The 3,735-nt window shown below is 69.0% G+C and carries 6 protein-coding genes; 3 read left to right on the forward strand and 3 right to left on the reverse strand.

What is annotated here, in order from left to right; genetic code table 11:
• The coding region (locus ACFR9S_RS00465; RefSeq protein WP_379817717.1) for a putative manganese transporter at window positions 1-805 on the forward strand (805 nt) is incomplete at its 5' end.
• A gap of 89 nt (window positions 806-894) precedes the next feature.
• A complete protein-coding gene (locus ACFR9S_RS00470) occupies window positions 895-1,089 on the forward strand; it encodes a cold-shock protein (protein WP_053949249.1) in 195 nt (64 codons plus the stop codon).
• 131 nt (window positions 1,090-1,220) lie between these two features.
• On the opposite strand, the gene ACFR9S_RS00475 is transcribed toward ACFR9S_RS00470, so the two are convergent.
• On the reverse strand, window positions 1,221-1,634 hold the full coding sequence (locus ACFR9S_RS00475; protein ID WP_379731671.1) for a DUF5518 domain-containing protein: 414 nt from the start codon (window positions 1,632-1,634) through the stop codon (window positions 1,221-1,223).
• 60 nt (window positions 1,635-1,694) lie between these two features.
• A complete protein-coding gene (gene hisH / locus ACFR9S_RS00480; RefSeq protein WP_379731672.1) occupies window positions 1,695-2,348 on the reverse strand; it encodes an imidazole glycerol phosphate synthase subunit HisH in 654 nt (217 codons plus the stop codon).
• Between the two features lie 111 nt (window positions 2,349-2,459).
• On the opposite strand from hisH, the gene ACFR9S_RS00485 reads away from it, so the two are divergent.
• Window positions 2,460-3,179 (forward strand): class I SAM-dependent methyltransferase, encoded by a 720-nt coding sequence (locus tag ACFR9S_RS00485; RefSeq protein ID WP_379731673.1) that lies wholly within the window; start codon window positions 2,460-2,462, stop codon window positions 3,177-3,179.
• A 57-nt stretch (window positions 3,180-3,236) separates the two neighbouring features.
• Here the strand turns inward: ACFR9S_RS00485 and ACFR9S_RS00490 are convergent.
• On the reverse strand, window positions 3,237-3,735 hold a 499-nt coding region (locus ACFR9S_RS00490), incomplete at its 5' end, for a uracil-DNA glycosylase (protein ID WP_379817719.1).

Consider the following 3,735-nt stretch of genomic DNA (forward strand, 5'->3'; position numbering starts at 1 on the left):
CGAGCGCGTGAGCCGCCCCGTCACTGACGGTGGCTTCGCCACCAGCAGCGTCGCTGCGGGCGGCCCGAGCGTCTCGGAGTACGAGCAGCCCGACTGCGAGGGCGGCAGCGACCGACCCGGATACCTGCCCGACGCCGCGATACTCGAACGAGTCAGCCACGGCGTCCACGTCCTCTGGTGGGTGACGCTCGTGGGCGCGCTGGTCGCCGGGACGATGTACCTCGCGAAGGGCGCCGTGGAGCCAGCGTGGGAGGTCGGATTCAGCTACGACGGGCTGTTCACGGTCGCCGGCCTGCTCGGCACTACGCTCTCCTTTTACCTCTACTTCGTCGGCCGGCACTACATCGGGACCGGCGACGCCGGTCGGAACCGGGACAGCTTCGGCACGCTGTACAAGACGTTCCAGCACGCCGCGATGGAGACCGCGATGGTGACCGTCTGGGTGATCGCGGGCTACCTGCTCTACGAGTACGGGATGGCGATCTTCGCGTTCGACATCCAGTCGCTCGCGAACTCCGCGGGCGTGCTGACGCCGGTGTTCGGCGCCCTGCTGGGGCTGATCCCCGGCTGTGCGGCCCACATCGTGTTCGCCCAACTGTACGCCATCGAGGAGGCGGTGCCGTTCTCGGCGCTTTCCGCCAACGCGATCAGTCAGGACGGCGACGCGCTGTTCCCGCTGCTGGCGATCGACGCGAAGGCCGCCCTCATCGCGACGATCTACACCACGGTGCCGGCGGTGCTCGTCGGCGTCGGCCTCTATCACCTCTGGCCGTACGCGCAGTACGGCTTCGGCGTCGTTGGGTGATCGACGGCGCCGAACGCTCGTCGGTCACAGGTCGTGGTACCACGACCCTCGGAAGGGTTATCCCGTGACGGGGCATACGTTTGTTTGCAATGGCAAACGGTAAGGTTGATTTCTTCAACGACACGGGCGGCTACGGTTTCATTTCCACTGAGGACGCGGACGACGACGTTTTCTTCCACATGGAAGATGTCGGCGGCGACGACCTCGAGGAAGGGCAGGAAGTTGAATTCGACATCGAACAGGCCGACAAGGGCCCCCGCGCGACGAACCTCGTCCGCAACTAATAGCCGCCTCGGCGGCTGTACTTGCTTTTCGTACACTCAAATTCACGAGCGACAGCGTCGAGCGAACCGTCCTGCGTCGACGACAGGTGGTACTCGGGAACAGCCGAGAGAACCATTAGCGTCGGGCGGAGTCAGGCCTCGGGAGCGGGCCGGTACCGGCCGCCCTGCTGGGCGAGCCACCCGCCGACGCGCGCCGCAACTGCCGCCAGTAGCACCGAGAGCGCCACCCCGAGCACCGCGAAGACGACGCTCGTGCCGGTCGCGGCGACGAGGAACCACCACGGCCCGGTCAGTTCGGGCACCAGCAGCACCATCTCCGCGACGATCCAGAACACCGCCAGCCCGCCGACGAACCCGGTCCGGGCGCCGACGCGGTCGGCGTCGTCGGTCAGGTAGCCGGCGATCAGCCCCGCGATCACGACGGGCCAGAGCGACATCGTCGAACCGGACTGGAGGTAGGTGACGAGCGAGAACGGGATCGACGCGCCGCCGAGGAACAGCGGAACGCGCCAATCTCGGGGGACGGAGGGAACTGTGGGGGACACAGCGGGCGTTCGTGTCGGGGGAGCATAACTCTCCCGCGGCGTTTCACAGTCGGAAACGCCTCAGCAGAGGTCGACGAAGTTCTTCAGGATCGTCAGCCCGGTCTCCCCGCTCTTCTCGGGGTGGAACTGCGTGCCGAACACCGTCCCGTCGTCGTTGGCGACGATCGCGGGGAACGTCACCCCGTAGTCGGTCTCGGCGACGATCGCGTCGTCGTTCTCCGGGTCGGCGTAGTAGGAGTGGACGAAGTAGGCGTGCTCGCCGTCGACGGAGCCGCCGCGGCCGCCCTCGACGCCGGTCACGAGCGGGTGCTCGCGGGTCACGTCGAGCTCGTTCCAGCCCATGTGGGGGACTTTCTGGTCGCCGCGGAAGCGGACGTTCGTTCCCGGGACGAAGCCGAGGCCCTCGACGGCGCCCTGCCCCTCGTGGTCGGCCTCCTCGCTCTCGGAGAGCAGCATCTGCATCCCGAGACAGATGCCGAACAGCGGGCGATCGGAGGCGGCGACGTCCTCGAGCGCGTCGCGGTACGGGTCGGCGTTCTCCATCCCCTCGCGGAACGCGCCGACGCCGGGCAGCACCACCCCGTCGGCGTCGTCGAATCGCTCGGGGTCGTCCGAGATCGTCACCGACGCGCCCGCCCGCTCCAGCCCTTTCGTGACGCTGCGAAGGTTGCCGAGGCCGTAGTCGACGACGACCACGTCGGCGTGGGAGTCCATACGCGAGCCTGCGGTTCGGGCGCTCAAGTGACTTTCCGTCGCGGCGTTTGGTACGTTAGTGTGTGACACTTACACAGAATTCCTTTGCCCATCCCGGCCAAAGCACGGGTCATGACGGACCCCTTCGGTCGGGCGATCCGCGACCACCACCGCGGCGAGCGGGCCGAGCCGCTGATCGACCGCGACGGCGACGAGACCCGCGAACACACCATCGAGGAGTTCTACTTCGGCGACCACCGGCCCGACGAGTGGTTCGAGCCGCGGATCGACGGGCCGCTACTGGACATGGGCGCCGGCGCGGGCCGGGACGCGCTGTACTTCCAGGAGCGCGTCGAGACCGTCGCGATCGACCCCAGCGAGCACCTCGTCGAGACGATGCGCGACCGCGGCGTCGAGGCCGCCCGCGTCGGCGTCATGTTCGCGCTCCGGGAGCAGTTCGGGCGGGACCGCTTCGACGCCGCGCTGTCGATCGGTTCGCAGCTCCAGCTCGCCCCGAGCCAGCACGCGCTGCGGGCGTTCCTCGCGGATCTCGCTCACGTCACGACGACGGACGCGACGGCGATGCTCGACGGCTACAAGCCCGAGTTCGCGGTCGAGGTCGACCTGTTTGCCGTGCGCGACGACCCGGAGCCGGGGCTGGCCCACCGCGTGTTCCACAGCGAGTACGAGGGCGACGTGGGGGAGACGCTGGTGTTCCGGCTGTTCTCCATCGAGCGGCTGCGGGACGCGACCGTCGGCACCCCGTGGGACGTCGTCGACACCGCCGACGGGCATCCAGCCAGCGACGAGGAGTCGGTGATGTGGCGCGCGCTGCTGGAGAAGCCGCAGTAGTCGTCGCGGGAACGCTCGCGGCGTCAGTAGTCGCGCCGGGAACGGTCACCCGCAGCGTCAGTAATCGCCCAGCCGGGACTGCCCGTCCTCGCCGTCGGCGATGCCGGCGAGGTCGGCCGCGCGGGCGATCGCCTCCGAGAACGTGTCCCCTTGGGAGGCGTCGTACAGCGTCGCCGCCGGGTGGACCGAGATCAGGACGCGCTGTGAGCGGTCGCCGACGCGGGCGTCCTGTACGTCGCCCGCCTCCTTCGTCACCGCCACGTCGCGGTCGAGCAGGTGCTCGCTGGGGACCTTGCCGAGCGTGACCACCAGCTCCGGGTCGACGGCCTCGATCTCGCATTCGAGGTAGCTCCGGCAGTTCGACAGCTCCTCCTGGTGAGGATCGCGGTTCTCCGGCGGCCGGCAGCGCACGCAGTTGGTGATCCGGACGTCCGAGCGCGCGAGCCCGGCGTCCCGGAGCGCCTCGTCGAGCACGTCGCCCGAGCGACCGATGAACGGCTCGCCGCCCTCGTCCTCTTGCTGGCCGGGCGCCTCGCCGAGGAGGAGGAGGTCGGCG

The sequence above is a fragment of the Halolamina salina genome (assembly GCF_042678005.1).
In the GTDB taxonomy this organism is placed as follows: Archaea; Halobacteriota; Halobacteria; order Halobacteriales; family Haloferacaceae; genus Halolamina; species Halolamina salina.